Origin of the sequence: Vogesella mureinivorans, assembly GCF_007644035.1 — a bacterium.
Lineage (GTDB): Bacteria > Pseudomonadota > Gammaproteobacteria > Burkholderiales > Chromobacteriaceae > Vogesella > Vogesella mureinivorans.
Genome location: NZ_VMTV02000171.1, coordinates 1 through 296 on the forward strand (window position 1 = coordinate 1; position 296 = coordinate 296).

Annotated in this window: 1 protein-coding gene; it reads right to left on the reverse strand. The window is 41.9% G+C overall.

Annotated features, from left to right (window positions below):
* On the reverse strand, positions 1 to 296 hold a 296-nt coding region (locus tag FLQ44_RS06345; RefSeq protein ID WP_500692534.1), incomplete at both ends, for an oxidoreductase.

A 296-nucleotide genomic window follows, 5' to 3' on the forward strand; every position in this document is an offset into this window, starting at 1 on the left:
CCAAGTCCAACATAGACAAGCGATAAATAATAATAAAGTTTTCACCTACCTCTTGGCGTGTTCTTCTTACGATTTCAATCGGAAAACGGATACGGTTTTCATAACTGCCACCCCACTCATCATCACGGTGATTGGTTCTTGCAGCAATAAACTCGTTGATCAGATAACCTTCTGATCCCATAATTTCTACACCGTCATAGCCTGCAATTTGTGACAATCGGGCACAATTGGCAAAGTCTGCAATCGTTTGATGAACTTCTGCTGACGTTAGTGCATGTGGCTTGGTTGGATTAAGA